14 protein-coding genes and 2 pseudogenes are annotated in these 16,798 nt (G+C 61.7%); 3 read left to right on the top strand and 13 right to left on the bottom strand.

Annotated elements, in window-relative coordinates:
* Positions 1 to 9 precede the first annotated feature (9 nt).
* Entirely contained in the window at positions 10 to 417 is a 408-nt protein-coding gene (locus tag EFR00_RS07935; protein WP_040141237.1) for a carboxymuconolactone decarboxylase family protein, read from the bottom strand.
* Between the two features lie 298 nt (positions 418 to 715).
* Between EFR00_RS07935 and EFR00_RS07930 the strand changes: the two genes are divergently transcribed.
* The gene (locus EFR00_RS07930) at positions 716 to 1,645 is read left to right on the top strand and encodes a TauD/TfdA dioxygenase family protein (RefSeq protein WP_009983708.1); all 930 of its coding nucleotides are present in this window, start codon (positions 716 to 718) and stop codon (positions 1,643 to 1,645) included.
* Between the two features lie 46 nt (positions 1,646 to 1,691).
* Here the strand turns inward: EFR00_RS07930 and aspA are convergent, their stop codons facing one another.
* The 6 genes and pseudogenes from aspA to EFR00_RS07900 all read right to left on the bottom strand — a co-directional run.
* Positions 1,692 to 3,119 carry an aspartate ammonia-lyase gene (gene aspA / locus EFR00_RS07925; RefSeq protein WP_077989630.1) on the bottom strand — a complete coding sequence of 476 codons (1,428 nt, stop codon included), beginning with the start codon at positions 3,117 to 3,119 and terminating at the stop codon, positions 1,692 to 1,694.
* Between the two features lie 100 nt (positions 3,120 to 3,219).
* The gene (locus EFR00_RS07920) at positions 3,220 to 4,317 is read right to left on the bottom strand and encodes an asparaginase (RefSeq protein WP_077989631.1); all 1,098 of its coding nucleotides are present in this window, start codon (positions 4,315 to 4,317) and stop codon (positions 3,220 to 3,222) included.
* A 62-nt stretch (positions 4,318 to 4,379) separates the two neighbouring features.
* On the bottom strand, positions 4,380 to 5,852 hold the full coding sequence (locus tag EFR00_RS07915; RefSeq protein ID WP_077989632.1) for an amino acid permease: 1,473 nt from the start codon (positions 5,850 to 5,852) through the stop codon (positions 4,380 to 4,382).
* Between the two features lie 232 nt (positions 5,853 to 6,084).
* A complete protein-coding gene (locus EFR00_RS07910; protein WP_077989633.1) occupies positions 6,085 to 6,792 on the bottom strand; it encodes a FadR/GntR family transcriptional regulator in 708 nt (235 codons plus the stop codon).
* 51 nt (positions 6,793 to 6,843) lie between these two features.
* The gene (locus EFR00_RS07905) at positions 6,844 to 7,563 is read right to left on the bottom strand and encodes a FadR/GntR family transcriptional regulator (protein WP_077989771.1); all 720 of its coding nucleotides are present in this window, start codon (positions 7,561 to 7,563) and stop codon (positions 6,844 to 6,846) included.
* Positions 7,564 to 7,635: 72 nt separating this feature from the next.
* Positions 7,636 to 7,920: pseudogene (locus tag EFR00_RS07900) on the bottom strand (cupin domain-containing protein); the annotation flags it as partial.
* A gap of 3 nt (positions 7,921 to 7,923) precedes the next feature.
* Here EFR00_RS07900 and EFR00_RS07895 point away from each other — a divergent pair.
* Positions 7,924 to 8,131: pseudogene (locus EFR00_RS07895) on the top strand (ISNCY family transposase); the annotation flags it as partial.
* Positions 8,132 to 8,305: 174 nt separating this feature from the next.
* On the opposite strand, the gene EFR00_RS07890 reads toward EFR00_RS07895, so the two are convergent.
* Both EFR00_RS07890 and EFR00_RS07885 read right to left on the bottom strand, forming a co-directional pair.
* Positions 8,306 to 11,260, bottom strand: coding sequence for an autotransporter family protein (locus EFR00_RS07890; RefSeq protein WP_245435258.1), 2,955 nt, complete (start codon positions 11,258 to 11,260; stop codon positions 8,306 to 8,308).
* Between the two features lie 28 nt (positions 11,261 to 11,288).
* Positions 11,289 to 11,729 (bottom strand): hypothetical protein, encoded by a 441-nt coding sequence (locus EFR00_RS07885; protein WP_077989635.1) that lies wholly within the window; start codon positions 11,727 to 11,729, stop codon positions 11,289 to 11,291.
* 218 nt (positions 11,730 to 11,947) lie between these two features.
* On the opposite strand from EFR00_RS07885, the gene EFR00_RS33295 reads away from it, so the two are divergent.
* Positions 11,948 to 12,109 carry a hypothetical protein gene (locus EFR00_RS33295; protein ID WP_208655944.1) on the top strand — a complete coding sequence of 54 codons (162 nt, stop codon included), beginning with the start codon at positions 11,948 to 11,950 and terminating at the stop codon, positions 12,107 to 12,109.
* 125 nt (positions 12,110 to 12,234) lie between these two features.
* Here the strand turns inward: EFR00_RS33295 and EFR00_RS07875 are convergent, their stop codons facing one another.
* From EFR00_RS07875 to EFR00_RS07860, 4 genes are all read right to left on the bottom strand, one after another.
* Positions 12,235 to 13,056 carry a bifunctional allantoicase/(S)-ureidoglycine aminohydrolase gene (locus EFR00_RS07875; protein WP_077989636.1) on the bottom strand — a complete coding sequence of 274 codons (822 nt, stop codon included), beginning with the start codon at positions 13,054 to 13,056 and terminating at the stop codon, positions 12,235 to 12,237.
* A 79-nt stretch (positions 13,057 to 13,135) separates the two neighbouring features.
* Positions 13,136 to 14,971, bottom strand: a complete 1,836-nt coding sequence (locus tag EFR00_RS07870; RefSeq protein ID WP_077989637.1) for an ABC transporter ATP-binding protein — start codon at positions 14,969 to 14,971, stop codon at positions 13,136 to 13,138.
* A 34-nt stretch (positions 14,972 to 15,005) separates the two neighbouring features.
* Positions 15,006 to 16,202: an aminotransferase class V-fold PLP-dependent enzyme gene (locus tag EFR00_RS07865; RefSeq protein WP_009993394.1), complete on the bottom strand. Its 1,197-nt coding sequence runs from the start codon at positions 16,200 to 16,202 to the stop codon at positions 15,006 to 15,008.
* A gap of 70 nt (positions 16,203 to 16,272) precedes the next feature.
* Complete coding sequence (locus EFR00_RS07860) at positions 16,273 to 16,785, bottom strand: RidA family protein (protein WP_037144659.1); 513 nt, start codon at positions 16,783 to 16,785, stop codon at positions 16,273 to 16,275.
* Positions 16,786 to 16,798: the final 13 nt, after the last annotated feature.

The raw sequence follows: 16,798 nt of genomic DNA, 5'->3' as shown, positions 1-16,798 counted from the left end.
CGTTGTTTCCTATCCCACCTCGAATTCCGGGTCGGGTGGAACCTGCATGGCGAGAGCGAGATGATTTGTCTGCGCGGCAAGCCCGATGATCGTGAGGAGTTCGCCATGTTGGGCATCGGTCATCCCTCGCGCTCGGGCGGCTGCGGTGTGGGATTGAATGCAGTACTGGCAGGCATTGGCCGTCGATACCGCTATGTAGATCATCTCGCGCGTCAACGGATCGATGGCGCCTTCGACCGTCATGACCGATTTGAGCGTCTCCCATACGCGCTTGAGGTTTGCGGGGTCGTTTGCAAGAGCACGCCAGAAATTGTTGATGAAATCGGTCTTGCGTGTCGCCCTGATGTCGTCGAACACGGCTTGCACGGCCGGAATGGCTGCGGCCTCTTGATCCGACAGAAGTTTCACTGTTGCCATCGAAAGTTCCTTTCCGGGCGCCGACCTACGGCCTCAAACATGATGTTGCTCGGCGATCCCGCGCCGCCGGCGGAAGATACGGAGAAACGGCAGCGGCCGCCAGCCTCCCGCCAGGCGAGGAAATCGAAGCGGCTGTTTCACGAAAATAGGCAAAATTAGAAATTATTGTCTACAGATTTTGTAGATTATGCGGTTCCATAGCCCTGTCGACTTCAGCGCTGAGATTTTGAACGCCCAATGGATGCATCCTTGGGTGCATGTGACCTGCCGACTTCTTCCAAATCAACAGGAGATTTCCATGAGCAATCCGGTTCTCGTCAATCAGATCATTCCCGAGTCCGATATCGTCCCGCTGACCGGCCGTGTTGGCGCCGAAATCAAAGGTATCCGCCTCGGCGGAGAGCTTTCGGATGCAACGGTGTCCGCCATCAACCAGCTTCTCCTGAAGCACAAGGTGATCTTCTTCCGCGATCAGGGACATCTTGACGATCCAGAACAGGAGGCTTTCGCACGCCGCCTCGGCGACCTCGTGCCGCATCCAACCCAGGGACCGATCGCCGGCACGGCTTCCATCCTCAATCTCGATTCCAGCCGCGGCGGCGGCAGAGCCGACCAGTGGCACACCGACGTCACCTTCGTCGACGCCTATCCCAAATTCTCCGTGCTTCGCGGCGTCGTCATTCCGGCGGCCGGCGGCGACACGATCTGGTCCAACACCCATGCCGCATATGAAAGTCTGGCGGCGCCGCTGAAACTGCTCGCGGACAATTTATGGGCCATTCACAGCAACGCCTATGACTATGCAGCCGTGCGCCCTCGCGCCACCGCCGAAGAGAAGAAGCATTTCGAGGAAGTTTTCACCTCGACGATCTACGAAACCGAGCATCCTGTTGTGCGTGTCCATCCGGAAACCGGGGAAAGATCGCTGCTGCTCGGCAACTTCGTCCAGCGCCTTGTCGGCCTGTCGAAGAGCGACTCGGCGAGACTCTACGAGGTGTTCCAGTCTTACGTCACCGCTCCGGAAAATACCGTGCGCTGGCGCTGGAGAGCCGGCGACGTGGCGATCTGGGACAATCGCGCCACGCAGCACTATGCCGTCAACGATTATGGCGACCAGCACCGCGTCGTGCGCCGCGCCACCGTCGATGGTGACGTTCCCGTCAGCATCGACGGCCGCCGCAGCGTAACCCACGTCAAGGCTGCCAAGCCGCAAGCAAAGGCGGCGTGATCGCGCACATATGAGTGTCGCCCGGAAGCAAAATGCGCCGCATGCCTTACGAGAAGGACAGCTTCTCGCTCGGCCGGGTCAGCGTTTCCGGGCGCAGCACCGCATCGAGATGCTCCTTCTGCATCAACCCGCGTTCGAGAAGGATTTCATAGACCCCCCGTCCCGAATGATGCGCTTCCAGCGCAACCTCGGTGGCATTGCGGTAGCCGATATAGGGGTTGAGCGCCGTCACGATGCCGATCGATTGCTCGACCATGTGCCGCAGCCTTTCGCGGTTGGCGGTAATGCCTCGAATGCAATTCGCCTCGAGCGTCAGGCAGGCATTGGTCAGATGGCTCAGGCTGCGATAGAGGCTGTAGAAGATCACCGGCTCGAAGGCGTTCAGCTGCAGCTGGCCGGCCTCCGCCGCCATGGTGATCGTCACGTCATTGCCGATCACTTCGAAGGCGACCTGGTTGACGACCTCCGGGATAACAGGATTGACCTTGCCGGGCATGATCGAGGAGCCGGCCTGGCGCGCCGGCAGATTGATCTCGTTGAAGCCGGCGCGCGGCCCCGAGGACAGCAGCCGCAGATCGTTGCAGGTCTTGGAAAGCTTGACCGCCACACGCTTGAGAACGCCCGAAAGCTGCACGAAGGAGCCGCAATCCTGCGTCGCCTCCACCAGATCAGGTGACGTCACCAGATCGACGCCGACGATTTCGGACAGGCGCTCGCGCACCAGCGCCGCATAGCGAGGATGGGCGGTGATGCCGGTGCCGATCGCAGTCGCGCCGAGATTGATCTCGCGGATCAACGAGACCGCTTCGGAAAGGCGCGCCTCGTCCTCCGCCAGCATCAGCGCGTAGGTTCCGAATTCCTGCCCGAGCGTCATCGGCACGGCGTCCTGCAATTGGGTACGGCCCATCTTGAGGACGTCGGCGAACTCGACCGCCTTGGCCTCGAATGCCCGGCGCAGGATCGCCATGGCGTCGACCAGACGGTGAACGCCGATCCATGCGGCAAGCTTCAACGCCGTCGGATAGACGTCGTTGGTGGATTGCGAGAGATTGACGTGCTCGTTCGGATGCAGGTGCTGGTAGTCGCCGCGGCGATGGCCGAGGATTTCGAGCGCCCGGTTGGCAATCACCTCGTTGGCGTTCATGTTGGTCGAGGTTCCCGCCCCGCCCTGGATCAGATCGACGACAAACTGGTCGTGCAGCGCTCCGTCGCGGATTTCGATACAGGCCGCAATGATGGCGTCGGCCCGCTCCCGATCCAGAAGGCCGAGGCTAACATTGGCCTCAGCCGCCGCCTGCTTGATCGCCGCCAGCGATGCGATCAGATCCGCCGATTCTTTCAGGGTCTGACCGGTAATCGGAAAATTCTCGACCGCGCGCAGCGTATGCACGCCGTAATAGGCCGAGGCCGGTACGTCGCGATCGCCGATCAGGTCGTGCTCAACGCGGATAGCAGTCATATCGGATGTCGTCATGGCAGGAACTTTCGAAAGGGGCGCTGCAAGCACGCATTGCGGCGACGGGATGAAGAAGAGGATGGGCGCAGACGCGGCGGAATGGCCGCGTCCGGAGGTGTCATCGGGCCAGAGCGGCAGGACGAGGATCGTCCTCGTGCGGCTTCGATCCGCGCAGCTTGAATGGAAAAGACACGCCGCCTGTTGTAACACCCATCGTGTTCACGCGCGGGGGATGATGGAACGGCGCGAGCCGGCTTCGGATCTCAGGCGAACCGATGCCGAGCCGCTCGAGGAGCTCCGTCACGACGGCGTAAAGGATTTCAAGATTGCCGTCCTCGATCTTGACCGAGATGCCGAGCGCCCCGTCCGTTCCCAATCGCCGGGTTTCATCCGAGGCCCGCACACCGATCGCGTAGCTGGCATCGGCTCCAAGCTTGCCGATGAGGGCACCGTTGAATGCGCGCATCAGCAGCGTGCAGTAGCGTCCCTCGCCCGCAACCATGTCAGGATGGCGCGCCATTGCCTGGAAGATGCGGGCAAGTGCCGGCCCCCGCGTCGACGAAGCCTCGCCCGCCTCTTCCCCGTCGGCTGCCGCGGCAAGCTTGGCATAGATGCGGGCCAGGCGGTCCAGGGCAAAGGCGGGGGTCGGGAGATTGCATCCGTCGATCCCCCATTCGACCTCCCGGGCGTCCAGATCGCAGAGTTCGGCGAGCGTGCGCTTGACCCGCCCCTGCATCGGATGATCCGGCAGGTGGTAGTCCTCCATGCCTGCCCCGATCGCCCGGGCGCCGGCAAGCATGCCGACGTGCTTGCCCGAACAATTGCTGCAGACTGCCGTCGGGATAAAGTCCTGCTTGATCCAGACGCGGTTGACCGTTTCCGACAGCGAAGGATGGCCGCCGCAGCGAAGGTCGGCCTCCTCGGCCTTGATCTTCGACAGCATGGTTCGCGTGCGCGCGATATGCCGCTCTTCGCTGCTGTGGGACGCGCACATCAGCGCAATATCCGCATCATCGAAGCCGAAACGCTCGACACCCTCCGTCTCCAGGATGGCAAGCGCCTGGGCCGGCTTGGCGGCGGAGCGGGCAAGCGTCAGGCGCGCCGGATTTCCGAGCGTGTAGAGCAGCCTGCCCTTGGCATCGACGACCGCCGCGTGGACGCGGTGCCTGTTCTCGACGATCCCGCCACGATCGGTGACGACGAAATCCTCACTCATGTCTCTCTCCATTCATGCCGCACCCCGGCGGCGACTGCGCCGCCGGAGAAAGCTTGGGTGTATCAGGCGAGATCGAAACCGCCGCGATCCTCGCCCTGTTCGGCGGCGAGCATGTGGATGCGCTCACGCATCAAGAGCCAGCCGACCACCAGCGCCGGAATGATCAGGGCCAGAGAAGCGACCGTGTAGGTTCCGACCGGATAGTCGAGAGCCATCAGGATCACGACGACGGCAAGGAAGCCCAGGGTCAGCACGCCGGTATAGGGCGCGCCGAACATTCGGAATTCAGGCCGCGCCAGCTTGCCCTGCCGCGACAGCTGCCACAGCTTGAGCTGGCAGAGCACGATCACCCCCCATGCGGCGATGATGCCGAGGGCGGCGACATTCAGGCCGATCTCGAAGGCTTCTGCCGGAACGACGGCGTTCAGCACGACGCCGAAGGCGGTCACGACAGCCGTCACCGCAATGCCGACATAGGGCACGCCGGAGCGGTTCATTTTCGCCAGTGCGGCCGGCGCCGAGCCTGATATCGCCATGGAATGCAGGATGCGGCCGGTCGAATAGAGGCCGGCATTGAGCGACGACAGGACGGCGGTCAGCACCACGAGGTTCATGACGACGTCGGCGCCCTGGATGCCGATCTTGCCGAAGAAGGTCACGAACGGGCTCTCGCCGCCCTTATAGGCGGTATAAGGCAGCAGCAGCGACAGCAGCAGGACCGAGCCGACATAGAAGACCACGAGGCGCAGCACGACCGTGCGGATCGCCCGCGGCATGACCTTGCGGGCATTTTCGGTTTCACCGGCGGCGGTGCCGATCAGCTCGATCGAGGCATAGGCGAAGACCACGCCCTGAATCACCACCAGGGCCGGCAGGATGCTGTTCGGGAACATGCCACCGAAATCGGTGATCGTGCTGATGCCCGGAACATGGCCGTCGATCGGCGTGCCGGTGACGACGAAGTAGACGCCGACGATCAGGAAGACGAGGAGGGCGAGGACCTTGACGAGGCTGAACCAGAATTCCAGTTCACCGAAGACCTTCACCGACAGGAGGTTCATCGAGAGGACGAGGACCAGCGCCACCAGCGCAAACACCCACTGATCGATCATGGCGATCCAGGGGACATAGGCCTTGAAGAAATTCATGTAGAGGGCGACCGCGGTGACGTCGGCGACCGCCGTCATCGCCCAGGTCAGCCAATACATCCAGCCGACCGCGAAGGCGAGCTTTTCGCCGTAAAATTCCCGGGCATAGGAGACGAACGAGCCCGAGGTCGGGCGATGGACGATCAGTTCGCCGAGAGCCCTCAGAACGAGGAAGGCGAAGAAGCCGCACAGGGCATAGACCAGCACAAGTGCCGGACCGGCAGCGGCAAGCCGGCCGCCGGCACCGAGAAACAGCCCCGTGCCGATGGCGCCGCCGATGGCGATCATCTGGATCTGCCGCGGCTTCAGCGCCTTGTGGTAGCCGAGATCCTCCTCGGCAAAGACCTGGCCCTCGGCCTCGCTTCTGTTGGATTGCATCACTGTCATTTCTCCTCCCTATCCGCGGTCGGCAACCTCCAGGCCGCTCCTCCGCGAGATGCCATAAAGATGTTAATCTGCTATGCGGTCTGACAGGTTTGGCGATTAAAAGGAAAACTACCCTTCAGTCAAGGATTTTCCTGCTGCTATCTCAGGATGCATATCCACCGCCTGTGGAAAGCCAGTCTTTGGCGGCTGGATGACGTCGCTTCTTTACGCTTTCGTTCAAGGCGCGACAGACTTAGCGCGGCTCGGCGCCGATGATGCGGCTGACCGCCGCCTCGACCTTCTTGAGATGAATTTCCATCGCCGCCTCGGCCTCGGCCTCCGCGCCTTTGCGGATGGCTTCGACGATGGCGCGATGCTCTTCGTTCGATTCCTCACGCCGTGGGCCAAACGCAGTCAGCAGGCCGGATTGCTGCGCCATCGCCTCGCGGACGTCATCGACAATGTCGCGGAAGACGGCATTCTTCGATGCCTCGGCGATCAGCCCGTGAAAATCCGAATCGAGGCGCACCCAGGCCCCGGTATCTTCTTCCTGCTCCATCCGGTCGCACAGCTGAAGCAACCGGGACAGCTCATCGTCAGTTCGGCGTAGCGCCGCCCAGCCGGCAGCCGATACCTCGACGAAGGCGCGCGCCTCCATCAGATCCCGCGCCGAATAATCACCGTAACGGATATCTCCGTCGCCGGCGGCGGCGAGCACATAGGTTCCGCTCCCGGTCCGCGTCTCCGTCAGTCCCAAAATCTGCAGCGAGCGTAGCGCTTCCCGCACGATCGGGCGGCTCACGCCGTATTTTGCGGCGAGCTTCGCTTCCGACGGCAGCTTGGAGCCGGCGGCAAAGCGGCCGGAAAGAATGAGATTGCGCAACTCCTCGAAGACCAGTTCCGAGGCACTTTTTCGGCTGAGGATCGCGGAGTCGGATAACCAGTTTTCTAGATCGTTCATCGCTTTGCATTCGATCGGCAGCGCAGCCGGATCTCCGGATGCAAATTGACATCATACCTTCAGCGCAGATCGCTTTTCATCGGCAATCCCGATGATGGACCGTTTTACCTCCAGCAGGTGTTCCGCCATGGCGGCGCGCGCATCCGCCTCGCTGCCTGCGGCGATCGCCTCCAGAATCCGGCGGTGCTCGGCGTTGGAGGCTTTGCGCCGGCCGCGAACATGCTCCACCAGTTCCGACTGCGTCGAAAGTGCCCCGCGGACATCGGCGACGACTTTCCGGAAGATCGCATTTCCCGAGGCTTCGGCGATTTCGCCATGAAACTCCGCGTCCATCCGCACCCATGTCTGGACGTCCTCCTCGTCGTCCATCCGGTCGCACAAGGATGAGAGCGACGCCAGCTGTGCGTGCGAGCGCCGCAGTGCGGCCCATCCGGCAGCCGGGATCTCGATGCAGGGGCGCGCCTCCATGAGATCGCGGGCGGAATAGGCGCCGCCGCCGAGCTGCCGCGCCGGGCTCTCCGAAACGACGAAAGTGCCCCGCCCCGTCCTGGTTTGCGTGAACCCCAGCGTCTGCAGCGAGCGAAGCGCCTCACGCACGATGGCCCGGCTGATGCCGTAGCGTTCGGCGAGCTGCACCTCCGAGGGAAGACGGGTGCCGAGAGCCAGTTTCCGATCGATAATGGCCGTGCGGACATCTTCGAAGACCGCTTGGGCAGCGTTTCTCCGGCTTATCTCTTTCTTCTCCGACAGCCATGAATCCATATCCTGCATCGAGAGACGATGCGGGCATTCGAAAGAGCTGTCAAGCAACCGGACAGGTGTGCGATACTGCCTACCAGAGCTTCATATGTTGACATCCTTGTAGAGGAGGTAACGGAAGCGGCCGGGGCCACCGGCGTAGCAGGCCTGCGGGCAGAAGGCGCGCACCCACATGAAATCGCCGGCCTCGACCTCCACCCAGTCCTAGTTGAGGCGATAGACGGCCTTGCCTTCCACCACATAGAGGCCATGCTCCATGACATGGGTTTCCATGAAGGGGATCACCGCGCCCGGCTCCAGCATGACGATATTGACGTGCATGTCGAAGCGCACATCCGCAGGGTCGTTGAAGCGGGTGGTGCCCCAGCGACGGCGATCACCGAGAACAAGCGGCTCAGCGACGTTCTGGCTTTATCAAGGAGCGCCAGGAGCAACAGTCAAGTCCAGTGGTGAAGACCAACAGCGAGAAGAGCGGCTATGTGCGACGGGCTCATGGTCCGGGACGAGGGAGGATTTCATGACCAATCCGGCGACGATCGAACGCCTTAAAGCAGCGCTTGCAAAGCTTGATGCTGCCGACCCCACGCCAATCTGTTCCACGTTTCCCCGCCACGCCTCTCCTCTCACCATCATCGAATGTTGCGCTCAACGGCGAATGAACCTGTGGACAAAAAACGCTGGGGCTTAACCACCGATGGGCGGTTTCACCATAGATCCGTGGCCGTCAGGTTCACAGTTCCGTCGGGACATGTCCTTAGAACTTCACCCGGAACCCGGCAGTCCCAGTGAGGCTGTAGCTGTCCGCGAAGTTGGACAGGCTGGTGTTGATGGAAACCTCGCCATACAGGGAATATTTGTCGTCATTCCAGTTATAGCTGCCGCCCGCGCCGATACCACCCCAGGTGCGGTCGCTCTCGTTGGCAAAGTCCACGCCTGATACTCCAACCTCCGTCCCGTCAAGGAACTCGTAATAAAGATTGGCAATGCCATAAAGAAGCGCGCGGGTCGTCGTTCCTGAAGCGCCCTCCCAGGTATTTTCATAATCCGCCGAAAGTCCAAGACGGCCCTTAAGGCTTTCGCCTCTCCCGAGAGAAACATTGGCGCCGAAGGGATCCGTGAAGTTATCAAAATCGACATTGGAATATGCGAGCTGAGCTTGCGGGGTAAGCGTCCAGCTCTGGTTCAACGCAAATCTTTCACCGGTTTCCAAGCTGAAGGCGTAGCCGAAACCGCCATTCCCTCTCGAGAGCCCACCCAGGAAGTCGGAAGACAGGTCACTATCATACCATGTCGCCTGCGCCTGCCCGTCAAGATAGAAACCATTCTGGCCATACCAGGTCAGCGTAGCGCCAACGCCATAGCCGTCGGTATTGACCGTGCCATCGCCGAAGACGGAGGACACATCTGCGGACGCTTTGCCGTACTGAGCCGTGATGCCTCCCATGAGTGTGCCGCTGCCGCTTTCGTAAAGCTGCTTATCCAAGCCGCCTTGGAACTTCCATGTATCCAAATCGTAATCAGCGGAACTCGTTGACGTTCTCGGGTCAAAGCTTTGATGTGCGCCTTCGACGCGTGCCCACACGCCGCCTCCCTCGACGAGGGTCGGTCCGCCCTCAGACGGCTGCGGGGCCGGCTCGATCGTTCCAGGGCCGTCACCCTGGGACAGCGTTCCGTTGCCAGCTCCTGACCAATAGCGGTTTCCAAGACGCTGTTGCAGCGTTGGCAGCCCGTTCAGGCCCAGCAATGTCTGCGCGTAGGCCTCGTAAACGGGAACACCGGGTTGGTAGAGCGGCGATGATGCGGCGTCAGCCGCATCGCCTAAAGCGGAACGCAGATACCAATCACCATCGTTTGGCGTTGCGATGCCATTCTTGTAGAGCCGGTAGGCATAGGCGCCGCCGACAACGGCTTCTTCGCCCTGAAAGAGATAGTCTCCGTCAAGGGCAAAGCTGCCGGCGGAAGAGCCAGCAACATCGATCACCCGTATCCCTTCCACAGTCAGCGCTCCCTTGCCGCCAACATTGTTCACGACAAGCGTCGTCAATCCTGACGTGTTACCCGCAACCACAAGCCGGTCGGTCGTTGACGCGTCATTGCCCAGCGCCGTATTCAATCGTAAAGTGCCACCCGCGCCCACATAGTTACCGCTGACAGTCAGTGTTGCTCCCGGGGCGCCTCCCACAATGACCGATCCGGCATTGGTGAGCACGCTAAGGGTCTGATCGAATCCGGCCGCATCGAGGGTCCCGCCAGCAAGCACAGAAGTCGACGAAGTGGAGCTAAAGGCGTTCGTGGTCCCAGCCGCAAGCGTTCCAGCCTCGACCGTCGTTGCACCTGAATATGTATTCTGTGCGGTCAGAATTGTCGTTCCGCCGCCGATCTGCCTGACGTTACCCAAGCCGGATATCACGCCGTCGAAATTCATGCTGTCCGAGCGATTGAATGCAAGTGAACCGTCGTTGGCAACATCTCCGACAATAGAGCCCGACGTGCCGCCATTGCCGAGCTGCAGTGTCCCGGCGTTGATGGTGGTTCCGCCAGTGTAGGTATTGTTGCCGGCGAGGACCGTGGTGCCCGAACCGTTCTGTTCCACGGCACCCGAACCGGAAATAATCCCGGGCACTAAAAAAGCGTCCGAGCGGTTGAACGCGAGGAGACCGTTGTTCAACACATTGCCAGAGATCGAGCCGCTCGTTCCGCCGTTTCCAAGCTGGAGGGTGCCTGCTGAGATCACGGTACCACCAGCATAATCGCTGTTGCCCGTCAGGACCAGAGACCCTGATCCCGTCTTCGTAAGTCCGCCGGGCCCGGTTATACCCTGTGCCAAGGTCGAATCGAAGGCCTGTGTATTAATCGTGCCGCCCCCGACATTCAAAGTCACTGCGCGACTGGCCGATAAGTCGCAACTGCTGTTGAGTTGCAAGGTGCCGCCATTGAAACTGACACCGCCCGTCGAAGCACCCAGGGCATTGTCGGCGCCGACCGCGACAACGCCGCCATTGATAAAGGTTCCTCCGGAATAGGTATTGCCCGCCGCGACCGAGGGATCGAGCGTAAGGGTGCCCGCTCCGGTCTTTTCGACGGCACCGGTTCCGACGATCTGACCGACATAGGTGCCATTATCGGGCTGAGTAAACCGGACAAGGCCGTTATTGGTGATGTTGGCGATATTGTTTGCGGGAACAAGCTGCGTCGGGAGAGCCTGCGCACGCGCTTCCAATATGCCGGCAGGATCGATGATAACCTGCCCGGTATAGTTGCTGTTCGTCCCCGTCAGGACAAGCGTGCCGTTCTGAACCGTAGCGACCGTGACGCCGGTAATGGTACCTGTCAGCGTCCACCTTCCGAGATCGTTTTTAATGAGGCTTTCAAACCCGGTGAAGTTGCCGGCCATGGACGATTGCCCATCGCCGCTGAGGAAGATCGCGTCAGTCCCGCCGCCGCCGGTAAAATTGCCAGTGACACTCGATCCGGTATAGAGGCGCAAGATATCATTGCCATTGGCTAGATTGATACTGCCTCGAATTATGCCTTTGTTGGTGAAGTCGAGCGCTCCGGCGCCCGATCCACCGATGACGGTGCTGGTTGTTCCGTTGCCCGCTTCGATAATTCCGGTTTCATTGTTGATGACCGTGTTCAGGCCGGACGTGTTCTGCGACCAGATAGCGACAGCATTGTTCGCATCGATTAGGCCATTGTTGGTAAGCACATTGCCAGTGCCCTGGAAATTTACGGCTTCAGCACTGTTCTGCGACCCAAGGGCAAGTAGCTGCCCCCCCCTGCTCAATCGTCACCGTACCATTGTTGTTGACCTCAATGGCGTTCCCACCCGTGTTGTAATTGCCAAGGGTGGAGACTGCCGTCGCGCTAACAAGGCCCCCACCGGAAATGGTGATCACCGCGCCGTTGCGCAGGCTGATACCATTCATGTCGCCGACGGCAATCTGCGCGCCGGCTCCAACATTGACGGTGATGTTGTCTCCAGCAGCAGAATTGCCGGCGCCGACCGTGGTTGTATAAGGATTGGGAGCAGTCGTGTCGCAGCTGATGACACCCCCAAAGGTGACGCAGTCGGCAAACGCCATCGCCGGCGCCAGGAATGAGCCTCCGATGAATACGGCAGCGAAGATCGACAAACGGGAGGTGCACGAAGCAAAGGCGGAATGAAGTTCCTGCATTCATTATCTCCAAATCTTTTTCACTATCCTTAAACTAGGACGGGCAAAATGCCTGTGTTCGATCGGCAACAAGGAAAAAAAAATTAAAACCACCACGGGCAGATATGCAGGATTAACGATCACAGGTGGTCTGGCAGGCACATTGCGGGCGCGGCGAGTTCTCTTTGAGCCGCTGACCAAACGCCCACAGGTCGCTGCAGAGAAGGCCTAATGTCATGATGATGCGCGATCGCGACGAGCTTCAGCGCGTGCTGAGCCCGCTCGATTTCAAACGAGCCCTGCACAGAACGAATATCAGGCAGCAGCTTCGCTTTGAGCTCGGCGCCAAACCGACGCTGGTCAAAAGTTATGGATTTCATCGTATCAAGGCCGCCCGATGATTGGGTGCAACAGCGAACGACCATTTCTCTGCTGCCGGCCGATTGGCTGCGCCTCTCCCTCTCACGGATCAGCGAAAAGAGGCCCGGGAGCAGCCCATTCGCTCCCAGCGCGAACCGCACCGATGCTACCAGAGCTTCATATGCCGGTTGACATCCTTGTAGAGGAGGTAGCGGAAGCGGCCGGGGCCGCCGGCGTAACAGGCCTGCGGGCAGAAGGCGCGCAGCCACATGAAATCGCCGGCCTCGACCTCGACCCAGTCCTGGTTGAGGCGATAGACGGCCTTGCCCTCCAGCACATAGAGACCGTGCTCCATCACATGGGTTTCCATGAAGGGGATCACCGCCCCTGGTTCCAGCGTGACGATATTGACGTGCATGTCGTAGCGCACATCGGCCGGATCGATGAAGCGGGTCGTGCCCCAGCGGCCGTCGGTGTCGGGCATGGCCCGGATCGGATGGTCGTCCTCATGCGTGACGATCGCCGGCGGCGGCTCCAGCCCCTCGACCTCCTGAAAGGCCTTTCTGACCCAGTGGAAGATTGCTGCGGCCGAGCCGTCATTCTTCAGACGCCAAGCCGAACCGGCGGGAATATAGACGAAGGAGCCGGCGCGCAGCGTATGGCCGACACCTTCGAGCTCCACCGTCATGCCGCCTTCGACGACGAAGACCACTGCCTCGGCCCGCTTGTCCGGCTCCGGCCGGTCGCTTCCGCCGCCCGGCTGAACCTCCACCACATATTGCGAGAAGGTCTCGGAGAAGCCGGAAAGCGGACGGGAGAGAACCCATGCCCGCGTTCCGGTCCAATGCGGAAGGAGGCTGGTGACGATATCGCTCATGACGCCGCGCGGGATGACCGCGTAAGCCGTGGTGAAAACCGCCCTGCCGGAAAGCAGCTGGGTCTGCGGCGGCAGGCCGCCGAGCTTCGAAAAATAATCTGTCTTGTTCATCGATGCGGCTTTCCAGGCAGGTGTCTCTGCATCTGCTTTATGCGCCGCCGGCCCGTTAGGCAACTCCCAACGCCTTTCGCTACCGGTCGGCCATCACCAGATGGCCCGGCCCGACTTCACGATAGAAGGTGGCCGGAGGCTGGTAGTCCACGGCACGCATCGGGCTCTTGATCTCGTCATTCGCCACCATGCGTTTTTCGTGGCGGCGGTCGGGATCGGGCACCGGCACGGCGGCGATGAGTTTCCGGGTATAGGGGTGCTGCGGATTTTCGAAGACGGCGGCGCGTGGGCCGATCTCCACGATTTCGCCGAGATACATCACCGCCACGCGGTGGCTGACGCGCTCGACCACCGCCATGTCGTGCGAAATGAACAGGAAGGCGAGGTTGAGGCTCTGCTGCAGGTCGAGCATCAGGTTGATGACCTGCGCCTTGATCGAAACATCGAGCGCCGACACGCTTTCGTCGGCGACGATGACCTTCGGCTGCAAAGCGAGCGCCCGGGCGATGCAGATGCGCTGGCGCTGGCCGCCGGAAAATTCATGCGGGTAGCGCGAAGCCATATCTGGGGAGAGGCCGACTTTGACCAGCAGGTCGGCGACGACGTCCCTCGCCTGCTGCGAATTGCCCATCCGGTGTTCGAGATAGGGCTCGGCGATCGCAGCACCGACGGTCATCCGCGGATTGAGGCTGGCGAAGGGATCCTGGAAGATCATCTGCACGGATTTGCGCATCTCGCGCAGATCCTTCCTGTCGAGGCCGACCACCTCCCTGCCCTCGACGAGAACGGAACCCGCCTGCGGCTCGATGAGGCGCATGATGGCGCGCCCGGTCGTCGATTTGCCGCAGCCGGATTCACCGACGAGCGACAGCGTTTCGCCGGCATGAAGATCGAAGGAGACGTTTTCGACCGCATGCACCCGGCTGGTCAGCCGGCCGAACAGGCCGGAATGGATGTCGAAACGCTTGGTGAGGTTCTTGACCTCAAGCACCGGCCTCGCGGCGACGGTATCGGCGGCCTCGGCCGGTATGTCCGATTCGCCCGTCGCCGTATTGACCACCGGAAAACGCAGCGGCCGCTGACGGCCCTGCATCGAGCCGAGAACCGGCACGGCCGACAGCAGCGCCCTGGTGTAAGGATGTTTGCCGCGGTGAAAAATATCGGCGGTGGGGCCGCTCTCGACCTGTTCGCCGCGATACATCACCACCGTCCTGTCGGCGATCTCGGCGACGACGCCCATGTCGTGGGTGATGAAGAGAACCGAAGTCCCCTCCTCTTCCTGCAGCATCTTGATGAGATCGAGGATCTGGCCCTGGATCGTCACGTCGAGCGCCGTCGTCGGCTCGTCGGCGATCAAGAGTTTCGGCCGGCTGGCAAGCGCCATGGCGATCATCACCCGCTGGCGCATGCCGCCGGAGAAACGATGCGGATATTCGTCGAAGCGCGTGGCGGCCGAGGGAATGCGGACCTTTTCCAGGAGCCTGATCGTCTCGGCCCTGGCATCGGCCTTGTTCATCGCGGAATGGCAGAGCAGCGCTTCGGATATCTGGTCGCCGATGGTGAAGAGCGGATTGAGCGATGTCATCGGCTCCTGGAAGATCATCGCCACCTCATTACCGCGCACCTGCCGCATGGCCTGTTCCGGCAGGGCCAGCAGGTCGCGCCCTCCGAGCATGACGCGGCCCTCGATGCGGCTGACCTCCGCCTGCAGCAGCCGCATGATCGACAGCGACGTCACGCTCTTGCCCGAGCCGGATTCGCCGACGATCGCCACGGTTTCGCCGGGCGCCACGGTGAAGGAAACGTCGCGCACGACAGGCTTCCAGGCGCCGTCGACCAGAAAGGACGTCGTCAGCCCCTCGACGGAAAGAACGGGGATGGCGGTCTCGATCGATTGTGCTTGGACGCTGCCCATGTCGGCTCCTGTTGCGGCGGATGAGAACGGCGGATCAGTCCGGCCAGCGCAGCAAGCCGTCGAAGCGATGCCTGCTGCGGTTTTCGATCGGGGTTGCGATGATCTCGTTGGAAGCGCGCGCCTTGTCGAGTTCCTCGGCCAGGCGGTTTGCGACGATGACCTCCTGGCCCGGATGCAGGTTGCACGGGTCGAGATAGAAGTAGCGGTGCTCCACTTCATGGTCGCGCACGATGATCGGCGGGTTGCCCCTTGCCAGCGCATCGGCGAGATCCCAGGCGGTGATATGCGCCTGTTCGGGATCGACGATCAGGCGCAGCCGGTCGAGCGGATTGTTGGTCGGGTCGGGTTCGATCAGCGCGGTGATGCCGGGGCGACCGTCAAGCGTGCGTTTCCACAGATTGAGATAGCCGGTCTCGCGCTCCCGGATGCCGGCATGGTCGCGGCTTTCCCAGGCTTCCAGCGCCGCCATGACGCCGAAGATGCTTTCCTTGCCGACCTTCATGCCGCGGCCGATGCCCATATTCTGCAGGAATGCATGGCGCACCAATTCCTTGCGGCCGGCGACGATGCCCGAGGTCGGGCCGCCGAGGAACTTGTGGCCGGAATAGAGCGCGATATCAGCCCCTTGCTCCAGGAAAATCCTCAGATCATATTCCGACGCCGCATCGACGATCACAGGCACGCCCTTGGCATGGGCGATCTCGACGAATTCCTTGAGGTTCAGCAGGCCGTAATCGACGACATGATGGGAGACGACATAGACGGCGGCGGCGGTCTTGTCGGTGATCGCCTTCTCCATGTGGAAACGGTGCGTCGAGGTCGCCTGCCCCACCAGCACGACCTTGCCGCCGGCAAGCCGGATCGCTTGATCGACCGGCGCGCCGTAGCTCACCACATGGCCCATCTGCACCAGCACCTCGTTTTTCTCGGGCACGGCATCCGGCAGCTTCTCGATCGCCAGCAGATCATCGCCGGTAATGGCGCCGGCGACAGCGAGAGAAATGCCGGCCGAGCAGGAGGCGGTGACGAAGCCGGCCTCGCCGCCGGTCAGCCGGGCGATGACGCTGCTTGCTTTGCGCTGCAGGTCGTTGATCTCGACGAAGTGCGGCAGGATCGCGGTCATCGCGGCGATCGCCTCCGGCACGACGATCGAGGCGCCGAGGCTGGTCATCGTGCCGGATACGTTGATGACGGGGCGAAGGCCGAGCGAAGGTCTGATGTCATTGGGCATGAAGGTCTCCGGAAGTCTGGGGCGAGGAACGGGCCGTGGGTGGCAGCTGCTCCAAATATGCAAGCTCTCGTCAGCCATTCAAGGCGACGATCGCCTCGATCTCGACGGTGATGTTGCCGGGCAGCGAGCCGAAGCCGACGGCCGAGCGGGCATGTTCGCCGGCCGCGCCAAATACCGCGATCAGCAGATCCGAGCAGCCGTTGATGACGCTCGGATGATCCTCGAACTCAGGCACGGCATTGACCATGCCGAGCAGCTTGACCACCCGCTTGACGCGGGAGAGATCGCCGAGCGCCTCCTGCATGACGGCAAGCAGGTTGATGCCCGTCAACCGCGCATGCCGGTAGGCCTCCTCGACACCGACGCCGCCGCCGACCTTGCCCGCATGCAGGAAGCCGTCGGCCTCGCGCGGCCCCTGGCCGGAGAGGTAGAGCATATTGCCCTCCACCACATGCGTCACGAAATTGGCGATCGGCGGCGGCGGCGGCGGCAGCTTGATGCCGAGGGCGGCTAACCGTTGGTAAGGCGAGTTCTCGACCTTGCCGGCGGCGTTGGGAAATTGATTCACGCAAACTCCTGTCATGCGAATTTTGGAT

The sequence above is a fragment of the Rhizobium sophoriradicis genome (genome assembly GCF_003939025.1).
Taxonomy (GTDB): Bacteria; Pseudomonadota; Alphaproteobacteria; order Rhizobiales; family Rhizobiaceae; genus Rhizobium; species Rhizobium sophoriradicis.
This window is presented reverse-complemented; position numbering and strand designations above follow the sequence as displayed.